The sequence below is a fragment of the Mycobacterium sp. NGS69 genome, from assembly GCF_059812165.1.
Window position 1 is genome coordinate 326,026 of record NZ_JCALCD010000006.1, and the last position, 24,523, is coordinate 350,548.

The 24,523-nt window shown below is 68.0% G+C and carries 21 protein-coding genes; 10 read left to right on the top strand and 11 right to left on the bottom strand.

Features of this window, described 5'->3' with window-relative positions; translation table 11 throughout:
- Positions 1–181 precede the first annotated feature (181 nt).
- Genes AC5Y2S_RS19730 through AC5Y2S_RS19750 form a run of 5 tightly spaced genes read right to left on the bottom strand, consistent with a single transcriptional unit; the run spans position 182 to position 5,082 of the window.
- A complete protein-coding gene (locus tag AC5Y2S_RS19730; RefSeq protein ID WP_499957788.1) occupies positions 182–1,441 on the bottom strand; it encodes a hypothetical protein in 1,260 nt (419 codons plus the stop codon).
- Positions 1,442–1,464: 23 nt separating this feature from the next.
- Positions 1,465–2,205: an esterase gene (locus AC5Y2S_RS19735; RefSeq protein ID WP_499957789.1), complete on the bottom strand. Its 741-nt coding sequence runs from the start codon at positions 2,203–2,205 to the stop codon at positions 1,465–1,467.
- A 51-nt stretch (positions 2,206–2,256) separates the two neighbouring features.
- Positions 2,257–2,919, bottom strand: coding sequence for a hypothetical protein (locus AC5Y2S_RS19740; RefSeq protein ID WP_499957790.1), 663 nt, complete (start codon positions 2,917–2,919; stop codon positions 2,257–2,259).
- Positions 2,916–3,881 (bottom strand): NHL repeat-containing protein, encoded by a 966-nt coding sequence (locus tag AC5Y2S_RS19745; protein ID WP_499957791.1) that lies wholly within the window; start codon positions 3,879–3,881, stop codon positions 2,916–2,918. The genes AC5Y2S_RS19740 and AC5Y2S_RS19745 overlap by 4 nt, the downstream gene beginning before the upstream one ends.
- A gap of 16 nt (positions 3,882–3,897) precedes the next feature.
- On the bottom strand, positions 3,898–5,082 hold the full coding sequence (locus AC5Y2S_RS19750) for a TolB-like translocation protein (RefSeq protein ID WP_499957792.1): 1,185 nt from the start codon (positions 5,080–5,082) through the stop codon (positions 3,898–3,900).
- A 197-nt stretch (positions 5,083–5,279) separates the two neighbouring features.
- On the opposite strand from AC5Y2S_RS19750, the gene AC5Y2S_RS19755 reads away from it, so the two are divergent.
- Positions 5,280–6,686 carry a serine/threonine-protein kinase gene (locus tag AC5Y2S_RS19755; protein WP_499957793.1) on the top strand — a complete coding sequence of 469 codons (1,407 nt, stop codon included), beginning with the start codon at positions 5,280–5,282 and terminating at the stop codon, positions 6,684–6,686.
- Between the two features lie 17 nt (positions 6,687–6,703).
- A complete protein-coding gene (locus AC5Y2S_RS19760; RefSeq protein ID WP_499957795.1) occupies positions 6,704–7,831 on the top strand; it encodes a BTAD domain-containing putative transcriptional regulator in 1,128 nt (375 codons plus the stop codon).
- 12 nt (positions 7,832–7,843) lie between these two features.
- Here the strand turns inward: AC5Y2S_RS19760 and AC5Y2S_RS19765 are convergent, their stop codons facing one another.
- Complete coding sequence (locus tag AC5Y2S_RS19765) at positions 7,844–8,761, bottom strand: DMT family transporter (protein ID WP_499957797.1); 918 nt, start codon at positions 8,759–8,761, stop codon at positions 7,844–7,846.
- Between the two features lie 137 nt (positions 8,762–8,898).
- Positions 8,899–9,768, bottom strand: a complete 870-nt coding sequence (locus AC5Y2S_RS19770) for an oxidoreductase (protein ID WP_499957798.1) — start codon at positions 9,766–9,768, stop codon at positions 8,899–8,901.
- A 175-nt stretch (positions 9,769–9,943) separates the two neighbouring features.
- On the opposite strand from AC5Y2S_RS19770, the gene AC5Y2S_RS19775 reads away from it, so the two are divergent.
- Positions 9,944–11,011, top strand: a complete 1,068-nt coding sequence (locus AC5Y2S_RS19775; protein WP_499957799.1) for a diacylglycerol/lipid kinase family protein — start codon at positions 9,944–9,946, stop codon at positions 11,009–11,011.
- A 14-nt stretch (positions 11,012–11,025) separates the two neighbouring features.
- Here AC5Y2S_RS19775 and AC5Y2S_RS19780 read toward each other — a convergent pair whose 3' ends face one another.
- Positions 11,026–11,286 carry a hypothetical protein gene (locus tag AC5Y2S_RS19780; protein ID WP_499904149.1) on the bottom strand — a complete coding sequence of 87 codons (261 nt, stop codon included), beginning with the start codon at positions 11,284–11,286 and terminating at the stop codon, positions 11,026–11,028.
- A gap of 580 nt (positions 11,287–11,866) precedes the next feature.
- Here AC5Y2S_RS19780 and AC5Y2S_RS19785 point away from each other — a divergent pair.
- The 4 genes from AC5Y2S_RS19785 to AC5Y2S_RS19800 are packed head-to-tail and all read left to right on the top strand — an operon-like array spanning position 11,867 to position 18,056.
- Positions 11,867–15,118, top strand: coding sequence for a thioester reductase domain-containing protein (locus AC5Y2S_RS19785; RefSeq protein ID WP_499957800.1), 3,252 nt, complete (start codon positions 11,867–11,869; stop codon positions 15,116–15,118).
- A 19-nt stretch (positions 15,119–15,137) separates the two neighbouring features.
- The gene (locus AC5Y2S_RS19790; RefSeq protein WP_499957983.1) at positions 15,138–16,046 is read left to right on the top strand and encodes a metal-dependent hydrolase; all 909 of its coding nucleotides are present in this window, start codon (positions 15,138–15,140) and stop codon (positions 16,044–16,046) included.
- Between the two features lie 10 nt (positions 16,047–16,056).
- Complete coding sequence (locus AC5Y2S_RS19795; RefSeq protein ID WP_499957802.1) at positions 16,057–16,971, top strand: alpha/beta fold hydrolase; 915 nt, start codon at positions 16,057–16,059, stop codon at positions 16,969–16,971.
- Between the two features lie 2 nt (positions 16,972–16,973).
- Positions 16,974–18,056 carry a PDR/VanB family oxidoreductase gene (locus AC5Y2S_RS19800; protein ID WP_499957803.1) on the top strand — a complete coding sequence of 361 codons (1,083 nt, stop codon included), beginning with the start codon at positions 16,974–16,976 and terminating at the stop codon, positions 18,054–18,056.
- Positions 18,057–18,065: 9 nt separating this feature from the next.
- On the opposite strand, the gene AC5Y2S_RS19805 is transcribed toward AC5Y2S_RS19800, so the two are convergent.
- A complete protein-coding gene (locus AC5Y2S_RS19805) occupies positions 18,066–19,628 on the bottom strand; it encodes a PE family protein (protein ID WP_499957805.1) in 1,563 nt (520 codons plus the stop codon).
- 218 nt (positions 19,629–19,846) lie between these two features.
- Positions 19,847–20,854, bottom strand: a complete 1,008-nt coding sequence (locus AC5Y2S_RS19810; RefSeq protein WP_499957806.1) for a YihY/virulence factor BrkB family protein — start codon at positions 20,852–20,854, stop codon at positions 19,847–19,849.
- Between the two features lie 245 nt (positions 20,855–21,099).
- Between AC5Y2S_RS19810 and AC5Y2S_RS19815 the strand changes: the two genes are divergently transcribed.
- Entirely contained in the window at positions 21,100–21,792 is a 693-nt protein-coding gene (locus tag AC5Y2S_RS19815) for a type 1 glutamine amidotransferase domain-containing protein (protein ID WP_499957808.1), read from the top strand.
- On the opposite strand, the gene AC5Y2S_RS19820 is transcribed toward AC5Y2S_RS19815, so the two are convergent.
- Positions 21,785–23,014 carry an MFS transporter gene (locus tag AC5Y2S_RS19820; RefSeq protein ID WP_499957810.1) on the bottom strand — a complete coding sequence of 410 codons (1,230 nt, stop codon included), beginning with the start codon at positions 23,012–23,014 and terminating at the stop codon, positions 21,785–21,787. The two genes, AC5Y2S_RS19815 and AC5Y2S_RS19820, sit on opposite strands and share 8 nt — an antisense overlap.
- 70 nt (positions 23,015–23,084) lie before the next feature.
- Here AC5Y2S_RS19820 and AC5Y2S_RS19825 point away from each other — a divergent pair, with 70 nt between their 5' ends.
- On the top strand, positions 23,085–24,038 hold the full coding sequence (locus tag AC5Y2S_RS19825) for a GlxA family transcriptional regulator (RefSeq protein WP_499957811.1): 954 nt from the start codon (positions 23,085–23,087) through the stop codon (positions 24,036–24,038).
- 88 nt (positions 24,039–24,126) lie between these two features.
- Entirely contained in the window at positions 24,127–24,423 is a 297-nt protein-coding gene (locus AC5Y2S_RS19830) for a hypothetical protein (RefSeq protein WP_499904159.1), read from the top strand.
- The last annotated feature ends 100 nt before the right edge of the window (positions 24,424–24,523 follow it).

Here is a 24,523-nt window from a genome sequence, read left to right on the forward strand (position 1 = left end):
TCGCTGTTCTCCTGCCCGGTCGTCCCCCCGCACAACACCGCAACTGCGATTTAAATTCACAGTCTCGTCTTCTCAGCCGCGGTCCGCGATCAAATATGACGTTAGGAACAGCAAAAGTGGTTGCGAAATGCCGGTTATGAACTGTCTATGGGTTTTCGCATGAACTCAGAGTGTCGCGTGCCTACTTCCGGCCGGGGTAGACGATCGCCTGGGTCACGCTGCCGCCGTTGACGGTCGGCCCCAGCAACGCGCTGAACGTGTTGGCCGTGGGGTCGTAGGTCAGCAGCGAAGTCCCGGGACCGCAGCCGGCCTTGGCCACGAGGACCAGCTTGACGCCGCTGACGCCGTCGACAACCACGCTGTCGGACAGTCCGGGAACCTTCACCCGGGTGGCGTGCCCGTCGGGAGTCAGGCGGGACAGGAACACGGTGCCGCACCCGCCGATCGACTGCAGGAACGTGCCGCTCGGCAACTGCCACGCGTCGGTGTCGCCGAGGTCGCCGCTGAATCCGGGATCATGGCCATCTCCCGAGTTGACCGCCGTCAGCGCGGTCGGCGTCGTGCCGTCGACGGGCACCTGCCACAGCTGGCCGACGTGGGAGAAACGGCCGGTGTCGGTGCAGTGGGCGAGCACCACGGTTGGTGAGGTCCACCACCGGACCGGTCTGCACGCGGTGAGGTTCCCAGGCATCGGCAGCTCCTTCCCGGGCGTCCCCTCGTTGCCCATCAGGGCAAGGCCTTTGGTTGTGCCGACGACCAGCTGTGTGCCGTCGGGTGTCGGCAGAGCTCCACCCTGATAGTCCGGCCCCAGCGGATAGGCCAGCTCCTGCTTACCGGTGAGGTCGACACGTTGGAGCGAGGGCCGATCCGGATAGTGCCCCTTGCCGATCAACACGGCCGTGCCGTCGGGGCGCGCATAGCGGACGGGGCCGCCATCGACGACGTCGAATGTGGTCTGATTGCCATTGCGAAGGTCGACCGCAATGATCGATTCGTCGTACACGGACCCGGGTTTGGCCGCGTACAAAAGCGCGTGGCCTCGGTCCCCGGACCAGTCGATCAGGCCGGCGGTGGAGCCGGCCTGGAACGTGGTGATCGGGTAGCGCCCGCCGACGGGGTCAACCAGGTACAGCGTCGTGGTGACCTTGTTCGCGTCGGGCTCGTTCGGATCCCGCCGCTCGCCGGGCCGATGGCTGATGGCCGGGCTCCACAGGGCGAGCATCCAGCCCGGGCCGACCTGCGACCACGGGATGGTCGCCATCGCGGCTTCGACACCGCGGGCCGCCGGCTGCGCCTCCACGGCCGGCGTGCCAGAGGGGTTATGCGCCGCAGTGGAATCGGTGATCGATGAGCACCCGGTGGCCAGCACAGCCGCCAGCGCGACGACACCCATCCGGTTGCGCCATGCGGCGGCGTGGATGCGAATTCGCTTGGGGTTCATGTTGGTTCGGTTCCTTTCCTGCGTCATGCGAGCATGGCTGCGAGTTCGATGCGGGGGACCGCGACTTTGTGGGGCCCGGCGTTGTCGTGCACCACTTGGTCTTGGCCGAAGAAGAAGATCACTGCGTCGTCGGTTATGCCGAAGTTTTGGTACGTCGTCTCGTCGAGATCGGCTGACGGAGCGTCTAATTCGGCCCTGACGATGGGGTTGAGCAGCTCCAGCGGTTTGCTCCCGGGCTTGAACAACGTGTCGAACGTGATGGGGACGCGCTTGGCGAGGTTGAAGTTGAACGCCCGGAAGGTGGTGTTCGGGTGACCTTCGTGGGCGAAGCCGGCGTCGTTGTCGATCTTGAGCACCAGGCTTTGGGTGCGGGCGTCCGGTTTCCCCGAACGGTAGGTCTTGGCGGTGACGGCGTACTGATACGGCCGATTCCGTCCGCCGCTTGGGCCGAACTTGGCGACCCAGTCGACAAAGTCGTCACGATTCTTTTTCAGGAACGCGGCGACCGCCGGCATCTCCGCGTAGTCGATGGGAAAGCTCATGTCGGTCGCGTAGCTGGGGGTCGCGCTCCGCACCTGGCAGATCCCTTTGGATCCAACGGTTCCGCCGAGGTCGGTGCACGCCGATTGCCCCTCCGCCGCGGTCGATGTGGTCGCCGTCGTGGACGGCGCCGTCGCTGTGCCGCTTGTCGTGGAGCAGCCAGCAATCGAGAGTGCCGCCACGGCGAGCCCAATCGTCAGGACTCGGGTGATCGATTTCTTCATGCGTAAAAGCCTGCGGGGGAGGCCTTGCGCGATCCTTGCGTCAGCCTTGCGTCAGTTGACGGCCTGCACGCCGTCCCGCGCCATGGTCAAGTCGCCGCAGCTGATTGTTGCCGCCGAGGTCCATGCCGGGTCTTGAATCGACGTTGCGGTGACGGTATCCGAGCGGCCGATCGTCGCCGTCGTGCCATTCAGGTCAATCTCGGTGCGGCGCACCGTCAACAGGGGTGTCTCGAGTATGTCCCGAACCTGTAGCAATCCGACCAAGCGACGGCCGTCGCCGAGGTCGCTGCAGCCGATGCCGTCGCCAAAGCCCCTGCGGTGCCCAATGTCGAATCGGAATTCCTTGCCCTGCGGATCGACAACCGGGGTGATGGTGCAGCCGGACACCGCGTACAGGATCGCGTCCCGGCCGGTGTCGACGATGATCTGGTGATTGCCGTCTTGCTGGGCGCCGATCAGCAGTGCCGAGCGCCGGATGGGGCTGGCGCTCACTATCTTTGCCTCGCCGTAGCCCTGGTCGGTCGTGATGCCGACGGCCATGTCGGTGATCCACAGCGTGGCCGGCTGGCCGTAGACATCGCTGACGTCCTTGCTCGCCGCGCCGGGTGGAGGCCCGCCCGGTCCACACCCCGCGTCGGCGACTGCGGGCGGCGCGATAAAGACACCGAACGACGCCATCGCGATGGCGAGGAGAAGCGACAGCTTCAGCTTCATTTCTGGTCTCCTGGATTCAGTTTGACAACGTTGTGATTGCCGATGTCGGCGACGTAGACGCTGCCCGCGGCGTCCACCGCGACAGTTGCCGGCCGATTGAGGCCGCTGAACGGCAGCACGATCGGCTTGTCCGCCCCGGCCGCCAACTTCAGCACCTGCTTGCGCTCGGAGTCGACCACATACACGCCTCCGGCGGAGTCCACCGCCATGCCTCCGACGCTGCCAAGGTCGAGCGGCAGCACCGTTTGGGTGTCCGTTCCCGCCGCTAGCTTCAACACTTGTTTGAAGTCGCCCGCGTACACATTTCCAGCGGCGTCCACCGCCATGCCGCCGACGCCGAGGATGTGTGCGAACGGCAACACCGTCGGAGTGTGCGACCCCGCTTCGGCCTTCACCACGTGGACGGGCCGGCAGCACCCGCCGTCGGGGTACACCCCACCTCCGTCGGTGCCGTAGGCGCTACCGGCGGAATCCACTGCTAGTAATTCGCTGCGCAAGCCGAGATCGGGCAGCGGCAGCACGGTCTGGGTGCCCGACCCGGTGGCCAGCTTCACCAATTGCTCGTGTCCCGTGTCGAGGATCCACACGCCGCCCGCGGAGTCCGCCACCAGGCCGGCGTGAACGAACTGCGGCAACTCCGTTTGGGCGTTCGACCCGGCCGGCAGCTTGACCACGCGGGTGGTCACGGAGGGCAGTCCCGCTTCACCCTTCGAGTGACGAAGGTCGGTGACATACACGTTGCCCTCGGTGTCCACCGCCAGATCGTGCGGATTCTCGAGGCCGGTGAACGGCAGCACGGTTTGTCGGGGCGCCGGCGCAGTCGTCGGCCCACTTGGTGGGCGCATTGAGCCCACGTGGGGGGTGCTGATCGAGCATGCCGCGCCGAACGTGGTAGTCGCGAGGGTCAGCGCCGCTATCAGCAGACGCCTTCCAAGTCGTTGGTGGCGTGCGGTTTTGGTCATGTCGGTCGGCCCCTCGTTACCGCTGGCCCGGGTAGGGCACCGCGTGGATGACACCACCGCCGTTGACCGGCGGCCCGAGCAACACGGTAGAGGTGCCTGCGGCGGGGTTGAAGTCGATCAGTGCCTGACCGCCCCCGCACCCGGCCCTGGCTTTGAGCTCGAGGTGGCCGTCGTTGACGCCGAGGACGGCGACGCTGTCGCTTTTCGCCTCGGGCACCGAGACCTTCGACGTCGTGCCGTCGTCGTTGACCTTGGCGAGGAAGATGACGCCGCACGCGCCGGTTGCCTGAACGTACCTGCCGGCGGGGACCTGCCACGCGTTCAAGTCGCCGTAGTCGGGACGGTGCTGCCCGTTGTTCGGCGCGGTGAGCGCGGTCGGTGTCCCGCCGTCGATGGGCACGAGCCACAGCTGCGATCCGGCGGAGCCACTGCAGCGCGCGACGGCGATCGTCGAGTCGGCGTCCCAAAACCGCGTCGGCGTGCAGTCCGACGCGCCGGCGATCGGCAGCGCCTTGCCGGCCGCGCCGTCGTTGCCCATGAGAGCCAGGCCGGAGGCCGTGCCCAGAACCAGCTGCGTGCCGTCCGGAGTGGACAGATACCCGTCGAAGTCCTGCCCCACCGGATACGTCATCTGATGGTTGCCGGCGAGGTCGACCCGTTCGAGCGATCCGGGCTTCGAGCCCTTCCACTTGTACAGCAGCACCGCCTTGCCGTCGGGGAGCGTGTAGCGCGGATTGACGCCGATGCGGTCGACGGTGAACGTGGTCTTCGCGCCGCTGCGCACGTCGACCTCGGTGACGACCGTCCGGTCCGTCTCCTCCGTGGAGAACAGGGCGCGCGTCCCGTCGCCCGACCAGTCGACCAACTTGGGGCTTTGACCCTTGCCCGGCGCCGGGAAGGTGGTGATCGGGTAGCGGCCACCGGCGGGGTCGACCAAGTAGAGCGTGGTCGTTGCCGTCTCCCAGGTCGGTGTGCCGGGCGGAGGCGCCTCGCCGGGATGCAAGCCCGGAACAGGGCTCCACATAGCGAGCATCCAACCGGGACCGACCTGCGACCAGGGGACGGCCGAGAGCGGGGCCTCGACGCCATGGGCAGCCATCGGCTGGGCGTTGTCGGGTTGGGCCTGCGCGGCGGGCGCGAGGGCGATCGTCGCGGCGGCCATTGCCATCAGCGCGGACATCGCGCGGGACGTGGTGGTCATATCGGGCTCCTGAGAGGCGCTTCCGGGTCTTCGCCGCCCGGTCATGTAGAGGCTGCGGCGGGCCCCTTGCGCGTTTCTTGCGCGAACCTTGCGTCGGGTCGTCGAACCGCCCGGGACGGCTCGCGCAGCAAAGAGCTGCATCGCCCGGCCGCCTCGGGAGATACTGCGTCGGTACCCGAGGAATCGAGGCGGTGGTAGTGGACGCGCGCGTCGGTACGACATTCGGCAAGTACAACCTCACGCGCCAGCTCGGCAAGGGCGGCGGCGGGGTGGTGTACGAGGCATACGACACCGGCAAAGGGCGGACCGTCGCGCTGAAGATCCTCGCCGAAGAGCTCTCGACCAACGACACGTTTCGGACCAGATTCCAGCGCGAGTCCCAGGCGGCGGCGATGCTCCAGGAACCGCACGTCATCCCGATCCACGACTGGGGCGAGATCGACGGCAGCCTCTACATCGACATGCGCTTGGTACAGGGGCAGACCCTGCTCGACCTGATTGCCGAAGGCCCGCTGGCGCCATCGCGGGCGGTGGCGATCATCGGTCAGGTCGCCGCCGCCCTGGACGCGGCGCACGCCGAGGGATTGATTCACCGCGACGTCAAGCCGCAGAACATCATCGTCACCCCGGCCGATTTCGTGTACCTCGTCGACTTCGGCATCGCGCAGACCAAAGGGGACCCCCGGCTGACGACCGCCGGGACTCAGATCGGCACCTTGAATTACATGGCGCCCGAACGGTTTAACGACAAGGCGACGACGCCCGCCGTCGACGTCTACTCCCTGGCGTGCGTCTTGTACGAGGCGCTGACCGGGGACGCCCCGTTCGCCGGCGACAGCCTCGAGCATCTGGTGGCGGGCCACCTCGTCTTGCCGCCCCCGCGACCGAGCGCGGTGAACAAGCGCATTCCGGCGGCGCTCGACGAAGTCGTCGCGCGCGGCATGGCCAAAGATCCCGACGAGCGGTACGGAACGGCGGGCGCCCTCGCCCGCGCCGCGCAGCGCGCATTGGGAGGCCCGTCGGGCGACGGGGACCGCACGCGACCGTTTACGGCGGGCGCCGTTGCCTTCGGCGGCGCGACGGACGAGATCGCGACGGGGGAACTGCCGAGGCGCCATTCGGGCGAAGGCAAGCGGAGATGGCTGCTGCCGACCGTGATTGGGCTCTCGGCCGCCCTTATTCTCGCGGGCATCGGCGTGGCCATCGTGCTTGTCGCCCAATCGCCGGCCGGCCAGCCGCAGATCTCGCCGCCGCGCGCCTCGGTGCCCCCGCTGATAACCGGACCCGATCTGAGCAGCCTGCATCAGTCCTGCGATCAGGGCTTCTCCTTGCCGACGGCCTCGGGGTTCGGCACCCACGCCGGACGCGGGACTCCGGAAACGTCATGCCTTTTCGCCAACAGCGTGCTGACGTCGTACTGGGCCGAATACGGCAACGCCAGCCCGCTGCCCCGGGCCATCTCGGCGCCGGGCGCCGTCGACTGTAAGACCGTGCCCGGCGCGCTGTGCAACGGCTCGAACTTTCTCATGCACTGCCAGCAGCACCCGGGCGACAGCTGGATTACGTGCGTCGGCGGCAGCAGCGCCCGCGTGTACCTGTGGTGACGGCGAAGGGAGGTGTGATGGCCCACGACGCTCTCGGTTTCGGGGTGTTGGGACCCTTGCAGATGAGCGCCGACGGCACCGACATCGCGCTGGGCCCGGCCAAACAGCGGGCGGTGCTGGCCACGCTGCTGATCAATCGAAATCGCACCGTTGCGATCGACTCGCTGATCGACGCGGCGTGGCAGCAGAACCCGCCGCCCGAGGCGCGGGCGAGCCTGCATGCGCACGTATCTCGGCTTCGCCGACTGGTCGGCAGCGCCGGCGTGGATGCGGCGGCCGTTCTGGTCAGCGCCCAGCCGGGGTACCGGCTCAACGTGCCCGACGAGGCGTGCGACGTCGGGCGATTCGCTGTCGAACAAAAGGCCGGAATCGAGGCGGCCGCGGCCGGCCGGTTCGAACAGGCCAGCCGCCACCTGTCGGCCGCGTTGGCCGAGTGGCGCGGCCCGGTGCTGGAGGACTTGCGCGACTTCGAATTCGTGGAGGCCTTCGCCGCCGGGCTGGCGGAGGACAAGCTGGTGGCGCTGACTGCGCGTGCGGAAGCCGAGATCGCTTGCGGGCGGATTCATTCCGTGATCGCTGAGCTCGAAGCGCTGGTATCCGAACACCCTTACCGAGAACCGTTGTGGGCACAGTTGATAACGGCCTACTACTTGAGCGAACGGCAATACGACGCGCTCGACGCGTACGGCCGGCTGAAGACGACGCTCGCCGACGAGTTGGGCATCGACCCGGGGCCCACCCTGCGCAGCCTGCATCAGCGGATCCTTCGCCAGGAGCCGCTCGACGTCCAACAGGTCGCGCGCGCAACGGCGAAACGTGTTGTCGAGACTCTCCGCAGGCCTACCGAGGTCTCACGCGAGTCCGCGGTGGCGCACCTGCGCGACACCGACGGCGGTCGTTATCCGCTGCGGGGGGCGACCACCAGGATCGGCCGTCTCGCCGACAACGACATCGTGATCGACGACGACACCGTAAGCCGCTACCACGCCGTGATCGTCGACACCGGGAACAGCTTCGTCGTCACCGATCTGCAGTCGGCCAACGGGGTCGACGTCGCCGATCGACGGATCCGGACCAGTGCGACGCTGGCCGACGGCGACCGCATCAACATCTGCGGCCACGAATTCACCTTCGAAATGCGGTGAGCGGGAACAGCTTCAGGCTTGGGAGGCTGCCTTCGGCCGGTCGGTGATCTTCACGTCGCGCCCGGCACCGGCGGACATGGTCGCGGCCTCACCGCGGGCCAGACCGATGGTCGCAACGATCACCACCACCGCGGCCGCGGCCAGCAGAAACCAACCTGTGCCGTCGGCGTTCAAAGTCTCGGCCAGCAACGTGATTCCGAGCACCCCTGCCACGACGGGTTTGGCGACGATGATCGTCGGCAGTGACGCGGTGAGCGCTCCGGCGCGATAGGCCGACTGATGGATGATCATTCCGGCGACGCCGGTCAACAGCCACGCATAGAACTCGGGCGTGTGCCATAGCTGGCCGGCGTGGTGTTCGATGACGTCGACAACGCCCTTCATCAGCACCGAGAACACCGCCAACAACGAACCGGCCACCGCCGCCAAAAGCATTGCCGCGGCGGGACGGTTCGACCAGATCCGCGCGCCCAGCAGGAACAGCAACAGCGGTGGGCCTATCACGATGGCCACCACCAGCCAGGCTCCCAGCGTGCCGCGCTCATGGCCGCCCGCCGGCTGGCCGACCGCGATCATGACCGCCAGCGCCGCGGCCAGCAAGATCGCCCACAGCCATTCGACACGGGTTACCCGATGACGGGTCACCCGCGCGTAGATGGGCAGCGCGAACAGCAGCGCCGTCACCTGAAGCGACATCACCAGCAGCACCGATCCCTCGTCGAGGGCCCAGGCCAGCAGGAGGTAACTCGAGATGTCCCCCAAACCGCCTAGCCACCAACGCTTGTCGCGCAGCAACATGCCGAACAGTGCCAGATGTCCGACCGGCTTGTCGGTGACCTCCTGCGCGGAGCGCTGCCGGATCACGTTGCCAACCGCGGATGCCAGCGCGGCGCACAGGGCGAGTAGCACCGCCAGGTCCCTATCCGACATGGCACGACCTCCTCACCCAAACCCACTCGCTGTTAGCTGGCTCGCCTCCGTGGATTCGCACCGAAAGCGGCTGACTGACTACTCACCAATCTAACCTCGACCCGGGGGGCGGCCGGTCGATGGCTGCGCGCTTGGTTTCACAGCGGGAATTTCGTGGCGGTGAGCTGTTCGGACAGCTCCCACAGCGCGGCGGCCGTGGATGCACGCCTGGCCGGCCAGTTTCGCCAGGTCGGCTGGCTGCGGCCATACAGGCCGAACCGTGGGCCGACGAACGTGTCGCCCGCGAGGTCCTGCGACGCCGCGTACAACGTTTGCCGGGCGCCGAAGTCGGCGTCGGTGGACACGACGCGGTCGACAGCCAGCACCGCCGCGTCGCCGAATCTGCGACCCGAGTTGCCCTGCAGGTTCGTATGCGACCAGCCGGGGTGAGCGGCCAGCGCGCGCAGCGGAGAACCGACCCCATCCAGGCGCCGCTGCAGCTCGCTGGTGAACAGGAGGTTGGCCAGCTTCGACTGGCCGTAGGCCAGCCACGCCGAATACGGCCGGGACCGCCAGTTCAGGTCTTTGCGGCTGATGTAGCCGATGTGGTGCAGCAGGGAGGACACGGTCACCACGCGATCGGTCAGCTTGGGCAGCAGCAGGTTGGTCAGCGCGAAATGGCCGAGGTGATTGGTGCCGATCTGGCCCTCGAACCCGTCGACGGTGACGGCGCGCTTGGTGGCCATGATGCCGGCGTTATTGACGAGGACGTCGACCTTTTCGACGTGGTCGGCGAAGCGTCGCACCGAGGAAAGGTCCTGCAGGTCAAGGCGGCGCACCTCGACGTCGCCGGCCATTCGCCCGGCCGCGGCGTCACCCTTTCCGGCGTCGCGGACCGCCAGGATGACGTGGGCGCCGACCCGCGCCAACTCGCGCGCGGTCACCTCGCCCAGCCCGCCGCTGGCGCCGGTGACGATGGCGGTGCGTCCCGCGAACGACGGCAGGTCCGCTGCTGTCCAACCTGGCATGGCAGCCACCCTAGCGGCGAGACGGCAAGGGCCGTTCCGGCAACGGTTTTGGCGGTCGTGCGTCGGCGACTGTTATCGCGTCGGCTGGCGCACTTTGGCTTCGCGGGTATCGTGCGGACATGGACAGCGGAATCCCAAGTGCGCGCCGGGTAGGGCGTGGGTCGGGGGTCCCCGCATGTATCTAGGGGTCATCGTCAATCCGCTCGCGCGCAAGAATCGGGCCGCGCGGCACGACGTCGCGGCCGACATGCGCGGCATCGTCGGCCCGTGGGGCGAGGTGCACGAAACCACCTCGGTCGCCGAGCTGCGCGACGCCGTCGAACGGCTGTACCCGCGGGTCAGCCACCTGATCAGCGACGGCGGCGACGGATCGCTGAACTGGTTGATCAACGAAACCCGCCACTGCGCCGACGATCCGGAGCGCTGGCCGGCGTTCGTGCCCAGCAATGGCGGCAGCGTCAACGCCGTCGCGCGCAAGGCGCGGGTGCGGGGGAGGCCCGAAGCGGTGCTGCGCGCGCTGGTCACGGCGGCCGAGACGAATCAGCCTCCGCCCGAAACGTTTCTGGACACCCTGGCGCTCGACGGCGAAACGGCGGACGGCGCGAAGTTCTATCGGCTCTGCTTCGGGCTGGCCGCCGGGGGCGTCGGAAACCGGTTCTACGACAAGTACTACGACAACCACACGCATGGCCGGGCGGACGTCGTTCGAGTGATGGCCCGCTCGTTCGGCGACTACTTGAGCAACAAGGTGGTCCCCGGGCACGCGAACAGGTCAAACTACGCGACCCGACTGTTCGCGCCGACGCACGCGCGCGTGGTGATCGACGGCGTCGAGGTCCCAACGCGCACACACACATTGCTGCACGCGGGCGCGATCGACCTGCACATCGGCGCCGGTTTCCGGCTCTTCCCGAAAGCGTCGAAACCCGGCGCGCTGCACTTTCAAGCCGGGCACCTGAGGCCCTCGAGGATCATTGCGCACCTGCCCGCGGCGCTCCGCAACGGAACGCTTCCCGGTGATCTGGTCCGCGACGTCAATGGCGACGAGATGATCATCGAGGCCGAGGACGAGCCGCTGTCGCCGATCATCGACGGCGAGCGTTTCGACGGCATCGTCCGCCTCGTCGCCCGCGCCGGGCCGCGAATCCGCATCGCACAGGTCGGTCGCCAACTACCGCTCGACGCGCGGCCACTCCGCCATGCGATGTCGCGCGGCAACGATCCGCGGGGTTCGGATTCCTGACAGCGCGCGCGACGCTACCGCCGCGCCCGGATGGTGCGCGTGATCTGGGCCGTGAGCTTGGGGTCGTTGAGCAGTTGGTCGACGAGCGTCGCGAGAACCTCTTGCCCGGTGACGCGAGCGACACCAAGGCGGTCGGCGGCTTCGCGCTGCCAGATGTCGAGGGCCCGGTGCTGGGCGGGCGTGAGGTCGACGGTTCGTCGGGTTCGGGGATTGCGCGTTCGCCCGACCGCGAAGCGATCGGTCGGCGCCGCTGCCATGCGGTCCGGAGTGCTCATCAGACGTGTCTCTCGTCGTAGCCAGTACAGATGGATCAGTAAGTCAGTTTCAGTATATCCGTAGGTTATGAGGCTTGCCCGCGTCGCCGCCGGGCGCACCGCCCGTGCGGTGTCGTGAGGACCCATCGGGTTCGCGCTTCGAATAACCGCCGCCTATTGCCCGCCTTTCGGCCCAGTGGAAAATAAACCCGCGAGGGCGCCGATATTTGCAAAATCCCGTCGGCCCTGTTTATCGAAAAATGCCGCCAGCGATCCCGGCCAGTCATCGACTACGGAACCCCGGAAGTCCGTAGGTCAGTATCCACGTATTTTTGTGCTAGCAGGGTATACGCCGGACGCGTGCTGTCCTTACCTACTGAGACGAGTATTTGCATAAATAAATTCTTGCGTGTAGAAATCGGCCTCGCTTGGGGCTCCCTGTGGGATGGATCACGCGGAGCTGTGAGATTAATGTGCGGCGTTGAAATCGCTTTGCGTGGCGTCGATTAACGGCGCTACCGTGAATAAATTACGACGTAACCAGTTCTTCTTTTGATTTCGCCTAAATCGGGCCACCACCTGGAAGGGGAGTGACTCCTTGATGGAGACGCTGATCGATTACCTGCGGATGTGGGAAGCGCGGAAGCCGCATGACACCCTCTTCCGGTTCGTCGACTCCGATGGTCGTGAGCTCGAGCGCTACACGTACCGGAGCTTCACGGAGCGGACGCAAGAGCTGGCCGCCTACCTGTCCACGGAAGCCGGGCTGAAGCCGGGAGATCGAGCACTGCTGGTCTACGCGCCAGGTCTGGAGATGGTGGCCGCGTTCTACGCCTGCGCACGCTTGGGAATCATCGCCGTCCCGGTCAGCCCCCCGTTGCCGATGTCGTTCGACGCCGGGCTGGCCAAGCTCAGCTTCATCGCACGCGACTGCCAAGCGAAGGCGGTGCTGTCGACCAAGGAACTCGAGCGCACCTTCCACCAGCTGCTCGGCGACCGCCAGGGCGCGACGACTTGGCCGGACGCCGAACGGCTTCCGGAGCTGCCGTGGGTCACGACCGACGCGACGCGCGATTTCGGCGGCGACCCCGTCGCCGACACGCCCGGCCGAGTGCTCTTCTTGCAGTACACGTCCGGTTCCACCAGCGACCCCAAGGGCGTGGTCGTCACGCACGCCAACGTCATCGCCAACGCGTCGGCCTTCCCCGACAGCGAGGTCGTGGTCAGCTGGCTGCCGCAGCATCACGACATGGGTTTGATCTCCGCCTATCTGTTCATCGTGGTGATCGGCGGCAGCACGCACGCGATGTCACCGGAGGACTTCCTCAAGCGGCCCTCGTCCTGGCTGCGGCTCATCAGCGAGGTGCGCGCCACCCGCACGCCTGCGCCGAACTTCGCACTCGAGTACTGCCTGCGTGAGGACAAGCTTCCCGCGTCGGAGCTGGAGGGCATCGATTTGGGCAGCCTCGAGTCATTGCTCATCGGGGCAGAGCCGTTGCGCGCCAAGACGTTTACCCGCTTCCGGGAGCGGTTCGCCCCCTATGGCTTGCGTCCCGACGCCCTCACCGGCAACTACGGGCTGGCCGAGAACACCCTGATCGTGTCCGTGCGGGGTCGCCAGACGCTGGCCGTGAACAAGCGGGCCCTGCAACAAAACGTGGTGCGGGTCGAGAAGGCGCTGCCCGAGAACAACAACCAGACCTCTCTGGTGAGCAGCGGCAGGCCCGCCGCCGGGACTGTCGTCCGCATCGTCGACCCCGAATCCCGGCGGGCGCTGGGCCAGGGCAAGGTCGGCGAGGTCTGGCTGGACGGACCGTCCAAGGGCGGCGGCTACTGGCACCGACCGGACGTCACCGCGGAGATGTTCGAAGCCCGTATCCACGGCGAAGACGAGCACACCTACCTGCGGACGGGCGATCTCGGTTTCCTTTACGAGGGAGAGCTTTTCGTCTGCGGCCGGACCAAGGACCTGATCATCGTCCGCGGTGTCAACTGCTACCCGTCGGACATCGAAGCCGTCGTGGAACGGTCGGCCCCGCAGGTCCGGCACGGCTGCGTCGCCGCGTTCGCCGTCGAACGCGACGAGGAAGAGGCGTTGGTCGTCGTCGCCGAGGTGCGCGACGGTAACGACCTCCCGGACGGCAAGGCCCTGGCGCGCGCGATCCGCCGTCACGGCCACATCGATCCGCACACCATCGTGTTCGCGCCGCCGCGCAGCATCCCCAAGACCACCTCGGGGAAGATCAGGCGGTCGCAGACCCGCCAGCTGTGGCTGGACGACAAGCTGCCCGCGCTGGCGACTTGGGTTAACCAAGCGGCCCACCACACCCACAACGGGCCGGGCGCCAGCGCGGGCCCGCTCGCACGCTTCCGCAACCTCGTCGAGAGCTACGACCTCACCGGGTACGAAGATTGCTCCTTCGCGGATCTGGGGATCGACTCGCTGGCCCTGGCGGAGCTTCGCGCGGACCTGCAGGCGCTCCTGGAAGAGCACGGGGCGGGTGAGTTGGCCGAGGAGGTCAACACGCGCCTGCTTCAGCGCCTGACCGTCGCCGAGTTCTTCCGGCTCATGCGGCAATTCGGCGATCGGTCCGGGCAGCCCGTGGAGGCGCTGCGGCGGGCGCTGGATCAGATCTCGGCCGTGTACGAGGCGCAGGAGATCGAGCAGATGCGCGCCGATGCGCGGCTGCCCCTGCCCGCGCTACCGTTGGCGCAATCGGGCCCGGCCAGCGACATCCTGCTGACCGGCGCGACCGGATTCCTGGGGCCGTTCCTGGTGAACAGCCTGCTGGGCCAGACGTCCTACACGATCCACGCGCTGGTGCGCGCGACGGATGCGGCCCACGGCCTGGACCGAATCGTCGCCTCGCTCCACCGGGCTCAGCTATGGTCCCCGGCTCTCGAAGCCGAGGTCCGGTCGCGGGTGCGCGTGGTCTGCGGTGACCTCGCCGAGCCCCACCTCGGCATCGGTGCGGCGGCGTTCCAGCGGCTGGCCGAGAGCGTCGACGCCATCCTCCACAACGGCGCCCTGGTCAACTACGTCAGGACGTATGACGCCCTGCGCGCCGCCAATGTGATTGGCACGCATGAGCTTTTGCGCCTGGCGATGACCGCTCACCGCAAGACGTTCCACCTGGTGTCCAGCACGTTCATCTACGGCTGGAGCACCGAGCCCGTGGTCGGGGAGTGGGATGCCAACACGAAGATGAGCGGCCTGGACTTCGGCTACTCGCAGACCAAGTGGGTCGCCGAGCAGTTGGTCCTGGCAGCGCAGCGACAAGGGCTCGATGTGCGCATCTTCCGGCCCTCGCTGATCTCGCCCACCAGGGCGGGCTTCGGAAGCGAGGACGACATCCTGGTGCGCTTGACCGCGTTCATGATCGAGCACGGCGTGGCCGTGAACGCGCTCAACCAGCTCAGCATGCTGCCGGCGGACCTGATCGCCGATCACATCGTCGCGATGATGGACCTTCCGGCCGAGGCGGGCGTTGTTTTCAACATGACCGCCGACGATTACTACAACCTGACCGACATCACGCGAATCCTCTCGGAACGCTTCGGCTACCGCTTCGACTATCACGACATCCCGTCCTTCACCGAGCAGCTGAACCGGCGGTGCACCCCGCGCGATCAGCTCTATCCGCTGGTCGATTTCCTCACCCGCTCGGCGGACAAGATCGCGGCGATGCGGGAAAAGCGTTACGACAACACCCAATACCGGCACGCCCGCACGCTGGCCAAAGTCCATTTGCGGGAGCCGGCCCTGGCCAAGACGGTCGAGAATCTCGTGCGGTTCTTGCGTCAGGAAGGCTTGATCACCGAGGCTGAGGGGGAGGCGCAACGCAGTGCCTAGTGACGTTGGGGGGTCCACCATGTTCACGGTCGACGACCAGGCGACGGGCCCGCACGACGCGTCCCTCGATCACGAGCGGATCGTCCTGCAGGCGCGTGACGTCGAATTCGACTGGGGCAAGCTACCGTTCTACTACGTGCCCAACGAGCCCTTCACCACCCACTTCTGCAACGTGCTGCACCTGTTGCTGCCGGCGGGCGAGGAGTTCATCGTCGACGCATTCAAGAACACCCTGCCGCTGATCAAGGACGATCAGCTGCGGCTGGACGTGCAGGGGTTCATCAGCCAGGAGGCCATGCATTCCCAGGCGCATTCGGGGGTGCTCGGGCACTTTGCCGCCACGGGCGTCGACGTGACGCCGTTCACCGACCAGATGGCGTGGCTGTTTCAGCGGCTCATCGGTGACCGGCCCCGGTGGAGCCGGCGACGACGGGAAAGCTGGTTGCTCGAGCGGGTTTCGATGGTGGCGGCGCTGGAGCACTACACCGCGATCCTCGGTGAATGGATTCTCGACACCCCGCAGCACGACGCGCTGGGCACCGACCCGGTGATGCTGGACTTGCTGCGCTGGCACGGCGCCGAAGAGGTCGAACACAAGGCGGTCGCGTTCGACACGATGAAGCACCTGCGGGCGGGGTACTGGCGCCAGGTGCGCACCCAGCTGTTGGTGACGCCCGCGTTGTTGTGGCTGTTCATCCGCGGCGTGCGGTTCATGTACTCGGTCGACCCGAACCTGCCGCCGGGCAGCAAGCCGCGCTGGCGGGATTACTTCCGCGCGGCGCGACGGGGGTTGGTACCCGGGCCATTCGAGTTCCTGGGCGTCATCGGTGCGTACTACCGGCCGAGCTTTCATCCCTCCCAATTGGGTGGCGTGGGACGCGCGGTCGACTACCTGGCCAGGTCACCCGCCGCGCGGGCGTCGCATTGAGAGCCGACGAATGACTCAGTCCACCAACGTAACCGCCTCCGACGGCGTATCCCTGGCCGTCCACGCCTACACCGACATCGACGCGCGGCGCCCGACCGTCCTCGTTGTGCACGGCTACCCCGACAACCACCACGTGTGGGACGGGGTCGCCGAGAAGCTGGGCCGACGCTATAACGTGGTGGCCTACGACGTGCGCGGGGCCGGCGAATCATCAACGCCGGCAGACCGATCCGGATATCGCCTCACCCAGCTGGCCGCCGATGTCGGCGCGGTGATCGACAGCCTCGGGGTGGGCGAGGTGCACCTGCTGGGCCACGACTGGGGCTCGATCCAGGGATGGGCGGCCGTCACCGACGAGTCGGTGATGGCCAAGGTCGCCTCCTACACCTCGATTTCGGGCCCGCACCTGAACTACGCGGGCCGGTTCCTGCGGTCACCGCGCACAGCGCGCGCGATGGCCGACGTGCTGAGGCAGTTCCTGGCGTCCGGATACATCTGGTTCTTCCTGTGCCCGGTCGTGCCGGAGCTAGCGATCCGGTGCGGCGCCACCGCGAAAGTCTTTGAGACGGTTGAACGCATCGGTCGCTCGAGCGTTGACGGCCCGCGTCGTGCCGCGCCGCTCCGGTCGATGGACGACTACGTCAACGGGCTCAACCTCTACCGCGCCAACATGCCCGGCCCGATCCTGGCGCCCGGGGCGCGGCTGCCGCGGACGACCGTCCCGGTGCAGGTGCTCGTGGCGCGTCAGGACCACTTCGTGACGCCCGCCCTGCAGCAGTACACCGGTTGCATACCGCCCGACAGCAGGATCGTCCCGATCGAGGGCGGCCATTGGGTGGTGGCGTCGCATCCCGACGTCATCGCCCGGCTCACCGGTGAGTGGGTCGACCAGATCGCTAACCGACGAGAAACCCGCGGGGCATGAGGATGACCGTGTCGCAGAGCATTTGGGGCAGCAGACCCGCCGACCTCTACGGGCGCCGCCGGCGCGACCGGAGCTACACGGCGCTGTGGAGTGTGGGCACGCTCTTCGGCGGCTTCGCGTCGGCGTCGCGATGGACGCCCTCCCGGATATCGCAGGTGCATCGGACCATCACCGCGTCGGTCGTCAGGCGCGAGCCGCTCACGCCCGACGTGGTCGCGTTGACGTTGGCCGACCCCGACGGCGGATTGCTGCCGTCCTGGACGCCGGGGGCGCACATCGATGTTCGGCTGCCCTCGGGGCGCCGCCGGCAGTATTCGCTGTGCGGCCCGCCCGGGCGGCGCACCGACTACCGCATCGCCGTGCGCCGGATCGCCGACGGTGGCGGCGGTTCCGTCGAGATGCACGACACCTTCGACGTGGGCGACACGTTGGAGTTCGAAGGCCCGCGTAACGCGTTCTATCTCGTCACCGACGAACGGGACATCCTGTTTGTCATCGGCGGCATCGGGGTGACGCCCATCCTGCCCATGATCCGGCTTGCCCAGCAGCACGGAATCAATTGGCGCGCAATCTATGCCGGCAGGGGACGCCACCACATGCCTCTGCTGGACGAGGTGCTGGCGGTGGACGCCGACCGGGTCACCGTGTGGGCCGACGACGAGCGGGGCCGGTTCCCGACCACCGATGAGCTGCTGGCCGGCGCGGGCCCGAAGACCGCAGTGTATGTCTGCGCGCCGACCGTTGTGCTCGAAGCGGTTCGTGTGGCCCGCGACGCTCACGTCGATGCGCCACTGCACTACGAGCGGTTCAGCCCGCCGCCCGTCGTCGACGGTGTCCCGTTCGAGCTCGAACTGGCGCGATCGAAACGGGTCATCAGCGTGCCGGCGAACCGGTCGGCGCTGGCCGTCATGCTCGATCGCGAACCGGCGACCCCGTATTCGTGCCAGCAGGGGTTCTGCGGGACATGCAGGGTCAAGGTGCTTGGGGGACAGATCGATCGCCGGGGAAGCGGTGCGGAAGGTGACGACGAAATGTTGGTCTGCGTGTCCCGGGCGAAGAATGGCCGCGTGGTGATCGACGCCTGACGGCGCGGGCTACGACCCGGTCGTCCCCGTAGTGCCGTACAGCAGCCCGCGCTGGCCGCCGGGCCCGCCGTGACCCGCCCCGGCGGGGATGCCGTTGCCGCCGTCACCGCCATTGCCGATCAGCACCGAGCTGCCACCGGTGCCGCCGATGCCCACACCCGTGCCGCTGGGGCTGCCCGCATCGCCGCCGCGACCGCCGTCTCCGAACAGCAGGCCACTGCGGCCACCGCTACCGCCTTGGCCGCCGGCTTGGTTGCCACCCGCGATCGCGCTCCCGCCGTGCCCGCCGGCACCGCCGTTGCCGAACAGCCCAAGCGCCGCGCCGCCGTTACCTCCGTCAGCGCCGGGTTCGAACGGCACCAGCGGGTCGCCGCCGTTACCGCCGGCACCGCCATTGCCCCAAAGGAACCCACCGTTACCTCCGTCGGCACCGGCGAGGATCGTCGAACTGCCGCCGGCCCCACCGTTGCCGATCAGGCCGACACCCCCGCCGGGGCCAGCAGCGCCGACGACGTGCCCGCCGCCAAAGATCGCAAAGTCCATGCCGGGCCCACCGTTGCCGCCGTTGCCGTAGAAGAATCCGGCGGTCCCGCCACCCTGCGAAGTCCCGCCGTTGCCGCCGTTGCCGACCAGATAGGCGGCGCCGGGCACGCCGCCGGCGTTCACGCCCAGTCCGGCACTGCCGGCATTACCGAACAGGCCGGCGTTACCGCCGTTGCCGCCGGCCCCGGTGGGGTCTGTGTTGAAAACACCCGAGGTGCCGCTGGGGCCGCCGTTGCCGCCATTGCCGAACAACGCGAGGGCGCTGCCGCCGTTGCCGCCGTTGCCGTTGGACACGCCGCTGGTGCCGCCGGCGCCGCCGTCGCCGCCGTTGGTGAACAGCCCGAAGGCGCTGCCGCCGTTGCCGCCGGCGCCGCCGCCGCCGGTTGCGGTGGTGTTGTTGCCGCCCGCGCCGCCGTTGCCGCCGCCGCCGAAGATCCCGCCGGTGCCGCCGGTGCCGCCGTTGCCGCCGAAGAAGCCGGCCACGTTATTACTCGCGCCGGCCCCGCCGTCGCCGCCACGGCCCCACAGCAGGCCTGCGGCTCCGCCGTTTCCGCCAGATCCGGCGACGCCTGCACCGGACCCGCCGTTGCCGCCGTTGCCGATCAAGATCCCCGCATCGCCGCCGTTCAAACCGCTACCCGCGGGTGCGTTCGCGCCGTCGCCGATCAGCGGGCGCCCCAGCAGCGTCTGCGTGGGCGCGTTGATCACGGCCAGCAGGTCTTGCTCAAGGGTTTCCAGCGGGGAGGCGTTGGCGGCCTCGGCGGCGGCATACGCTCCCGCGCCCGAATTGACGGCTTGCACAAATTGGCTGTGGAATGCTGCGGCCTGCGCGCTCAGGGCCTGATAGGCCTGGCCGTGCGCTCCGAACAGGTCCGCGATCACCGCCGACACCTCATCGGCGCCCGCCGCCAGCATTCGCGTCGTCGTGGCCGCCGCTGCCGCGTTGGCCGAGCTGAGCGCGGAACCGACCTGCGCCAGGTTCGCCGCCGCCGCGGCAATCGCCTCGGGCGCCGCGATGAGGTATGACATCTCCGTCCTCCGTGGCAAATCATCTGTGAGGTTCGAGCAAAGGCTCGTTAAGCCGTCACAATCGCAGAGCTTATCACGGTCGCGCGGCTGGCTTGGGGGTTTCCACCAGGGCTTTTAACCCTTTAACTCGATCGATTCAGGTTGTTGGGCTCGCCGTTGACGCGCGCAGCGCCGTCCCGATCGCTCGGCTGGCTGGCGAACTCGAAGCGTAGCGCCGATCAGCCGGCGGGCCGGCTGCCGATGGTCGGCGTCCGCGGACGGGCGCCCTTGCGGGTGAGGTCGCGGAACCTGACGCTGACGCGCTGAAAGGGCTTGACGCGCTCCGCTTTTGCCTTCTTGGAGTAGGTCCTGCGATCGGCCTCGGTGAGATCCGCGTCGTCGACGAAGGGGGTGAGCAGTGCGCGCGGGTAGAGGCGCTCGACGAGAACCACGTTGATCTCGGCGCACAGCACCAGCGTCGACGACACCAGATAGAGGAAGGCCAGCAGCCCGAGCACCAGCGCGAAGACGCTGTTGGTGGCGCTGGACGACTTCACCGTGTGCGCGACATAACCGGCGCCGAACCGCTGCAAGATCTGCCAAATGACCGCCGCCGCAAGCGCTCCGGGCCATACCTGGCGGTAGGTGAGTTGGCGGGCGGTGGTCACGCGGAACGCCACCAGGCAGATCAGCCCGTTGATCGCGACGGCGGCCAGGGTAGCGCCTATCTCGCCGAGGATTCCCAGCGATCCGGTTGCCTGGCCGATCGCGGACAGGGCGGTGGACGTGAGGGCGGCCGAGCCGAGGACCACCAGCAGGAGCAGGCTTCGCAGGCGTGAACGAATCGGGTTGGGGCGCTTGTTCCTTGGCACCGCCCACACCGAGTCCATCGCGTTTTGCAACGCCTGACCGACGCCAAGTCCGCCATAGAGCGCGCCCACGACGCCGACGAGCACGGCGACGGTGCCGCCGCTCAGCCCCTGGGGTTGATGCAATTGGCTGCCGATCACCGGGAATTGGCTCAACGTGCTGTGCAACACCTGCTCTTGCAGATCGGGCCGTCCGGCCAGGATCACCCCGAGTCCCGTGGTCATCAGGAGCAGCAGCGGGAACAGCGACACGAACCCGTAGTAGGTGATCAGGGCGGACAGGTAGCCGCCCTGGTCGTCCACGTACTTGTAGATCACCGCGATGGCCACGCCGACGGGGCGGTTCCGCCGCTGCAGCCTGTCGAGCCAGCCGACCATCCGCGCTCACTTCGTCTCTGTAAAAGCCGTCCTCCCAATCGATGGGATGATCAGGTCATACCCAGATTCGCGGCGGATCAACCCACCGCGTCGGCAGGCCGGCCAGCCGGGACCCGTCGCCGGCGCCGATTGCGTTGCCGGGCAAAGGATTCGTAATCGGCGGTGCCGGCGATTGCCGTTGTCCGCGGGACCACATAGACTTCGGCGGTCGGTGTGCTCGCCGAATCAAACGGAGGGATCGGTTGGTGGCCAAAGTTCTGTTCGTCATGACGGCAACAAGTTTCTGGACGCTCAGCGACGGGACCAGGCACCCGACGGGTTATTGGGCCGAGGAGTTCGCCGCCCCGTACAGCGCGCTCAGCGGGGCCGGCCACGAGGTCGTCGTGGCGACTCCACGTGGCGTGGTGCCATACGTGGACGTGATGAGCCTGCGTCCCTCGATGGCCGGCAGCGAAGAGATCGCGCGCCAGCTCGAGGACACCCTGCGTTCGGCCGAAGAGTTGCGCAGGCCGATCGAACTGGCCGACGCCCGCTTGGACGACTATGACGCGGTCTATTACCCCGGCGGTCACGGGCCGATGGAGGACCTGTGGCGGGACGCCGATTCGGGGCGGCTGCTCATCGCCGCGCTCGCGTCGGGTAAGCCCCTGGCCATCGTGTGCCATGCGCCGGTGGCGATGCTGGCCACCCGGCGCAAGGGCGTCTCACCGTTCGCCGGCTACCGGGTCACCGCCTACACAAACGACGAGGAGGACGCCGTCGGCCTGCGCGAGAAGGCGCCGTGGACGGCCGAGGACGAATTGATCAAGATGGGCGTCGACTTCGTCCGCGGCGAGATCTGGAAGCCGTTCACGGTCGTCGACCGAAACCTGTACACCGGGCAGAACCCCGCCTCGGCCGGCCCGCTTGCACAGGAGTTGCTCAAAGTCCTCAAGTAGCCGCGGACGCGAGCGCTCGGTCGTCGACGCCGGCGCGGACCCGGCGCCCTCGGACGCGAAGCCACAGCAGCGATGCCAGCGCGGCCGCCAACACCACGCACAACCCCGTCACCGGGGACCAGCCGAGCCGCGCGTGGCCCAGGGTGAGCAGGTACGGCACCGCAAATCCCAGGTAGCTCAACGCCTGATAAGCGGACGTCGCGACCCCGAGCCGGGCCGGCTCGGCGACGCGTTGGATGTCGGCCAGGCCCGCGAACTGGGTGACGCCGTACGCGGCGCCCAGCACCGCGGCGGCGATCAGGACTGCCCACACGGTCGCCACGAACGCCGCCCACAGGGCGACGATCAGCGCGCCGACGGCGATCAACATGGCCGGCGCGAGCAGGCCGGTTCGGGCGTTGGGTCGCAGACGAACGGCCAGCGGCTGAACGATCACCCCGGCCAGCGCCGGGATGGCCGTCGCGACAGCGGCGAAGGTCAGCGGTTGCGAACCGGCCCGGTTTGCGACCAGCGCCGGCAGGTAGGCCAGCGCGATCGCGGCGGTCCCGAATACCCAGGGCGCGAACGGCGCCGACACCACGAGCAAGTGTTTCCACAGCGATTCGCCCCGCTCGCCACGGCGTTCGGTGCTCGCCGTCGGCGCTAAGGTGCCCGGGCCGTCGCCGCGAGCCCGGCTCACCGCGAGAAGAGCGAGAATCGAGAGCGCGATCTGTGGCAGGTAGGGCCACAGCTCCGGTCGCGAAACATGCTGCGCGACAAGCCCCGCGACCAACGGGCCGCCGCCGAAGCCGATCGTCATCGCGATCGTCGCGCGCCGCGCCCCCGCCTGGTGGTGAGCCTCCATCGACGACAACTCCCGGATCCACGCGGCGCCGGTGCCAAACGCCATGCCGCTGCTGATCCCGGCGAGCAGCCGCCCCGGAAACAGGAGCCCGTGCCACGCCGAACCGGCCATCAGGACGGCCGAGGCGACCAGGGACACCACCAACGCCGCCAGCACCACGACGCGCCGCCCGGCGCGATCCGACCAGCGACCGCCCACCATGAGCGCCGGGACCAGACCCACCGCGTAAAGCCCGAACATCACCTCCGTCGCCGCAACGGAGACGCTGCGCTGTTGATACAGCACGATCAGCGGTGCGAATTGGTTTGCGCCCCAACCGATCGCCGCGACCGCGACGGCGGGCCTCAACCAGTCTTTCGACAGGGTTCTCCGAGTCATGCAAACAGCATCCGACCGGCGGCGGCGACGCACCAGTGGCCGATATGACATAAACCGTACAATTTCGGTCATGGCCCACGTTTTGGCGATCGCGCTGAGTAACCAGGTGCCGATCTTCGAGCTCGCGGCGCCGTGCGCGATCTTCGGCACCAACCGGTCGGACCTGGCGGAGGACTGGTACGAGCTGAGGGTGTGCAGCCCGTTCGAGGGCGCACGCGTGGACCGCTGGTTCACCGCGGCAACGCCCTACACCTACGCGGACCTCGTCACCGCCGACACGGTCATCGTCCCGGCCTGCCACGACGACGCCCTGGAACCGCCGCGCGACCTGGTGGACGCGATCCGGCGGGCGTCGCGGCGGGGTGCCCGGATCGCGTCCATCTGCACCGGCGCCTTCGTGCTCGCGGCGGCGGGTCTCCTCGATGGCCGGCGCGCGGCGACGCACTGGATGCACGCCGGCACGCTTGCCGAGCGTTACCCGCAAATCCGGGTGGATTCGGCGGCCCTGTACGTCGACGAGGGCGAAGTCCTCACCTCGGCGGGAAAATCGGCCGGCACCGACCTGTGCCTGCACATGGTGCGACAAGATTACGGCGCGGCGGTTGCCAATCAGGTTGCGCGACGGCTGGTAGCGCCGCCGCACCGCGAGGGGCACCAACGCCAGTACGCGAACCCGATTCCGGGGAACGTGAGCAATGACGTCGTCGGCGACACGATGGATTGGGTGCTGACGCATCTCGACGAACCCCTGACCGTCGAAGGCCTCGCCCGGCGCTCCGGCGTCAGTGTCAGAACCCTTCACCGACAACTCGTTACGCGCACCGGAAGCAAGCCCCTCGACTGGCTGAATGGCCAACGCGTACGACGCGCGCAACAGCTCCTCGAGACCACCGACTTACCAATCGAACGCATCGCCACCGACTGCGGCTTCGGCAGCGCCGTCACGCTGCGACGGCACTTCCGCGACACGCTTGCCACCACTCCCGACGCCTACCGCAGGACGTTCACCACGGCAGCTCCGTGAAATTGGCAAAACGCCGGTAGATGAGCGCGCGCAGCGATTTAATCAGTGGTTAGCGGGCATCGAGGCACCGGGCAGGAGGAGGACCGACATGACCGAGGCAAGGCATCTTCGAACGCGTTGCGCGATCGGGGCGTTCGCGCTCGCGCTGGCGGGATTGCCGGCGATCGCCATCGCCGCGCCGGCGATCGGCAGGGCCGACGATCCGCCGCCGTGCGCGCCGGGCTGGGTGTGGAGCGCCGAGGAGAATCAATGCGTGTTCTGGCTTCCGGCCGCGAATGGACCCGGAGGACCGGGCGGCCCCGGCGGCCCGGGCGGACCGGGTGGCCCCGGCGGGCCCGGTTTACCGGGCAGCCCCGCCGGGCCGGGCGGTCCCGGCCGGCACTAGTTGCTGCCGCCGTTTGCGTGTGAGTCCTGGGCTCTCCGTGTGCATCCTGGGCGGAAAAATCGCCGAAACTCCGCCATTGGTACCCACTCAAAGCCGTCAG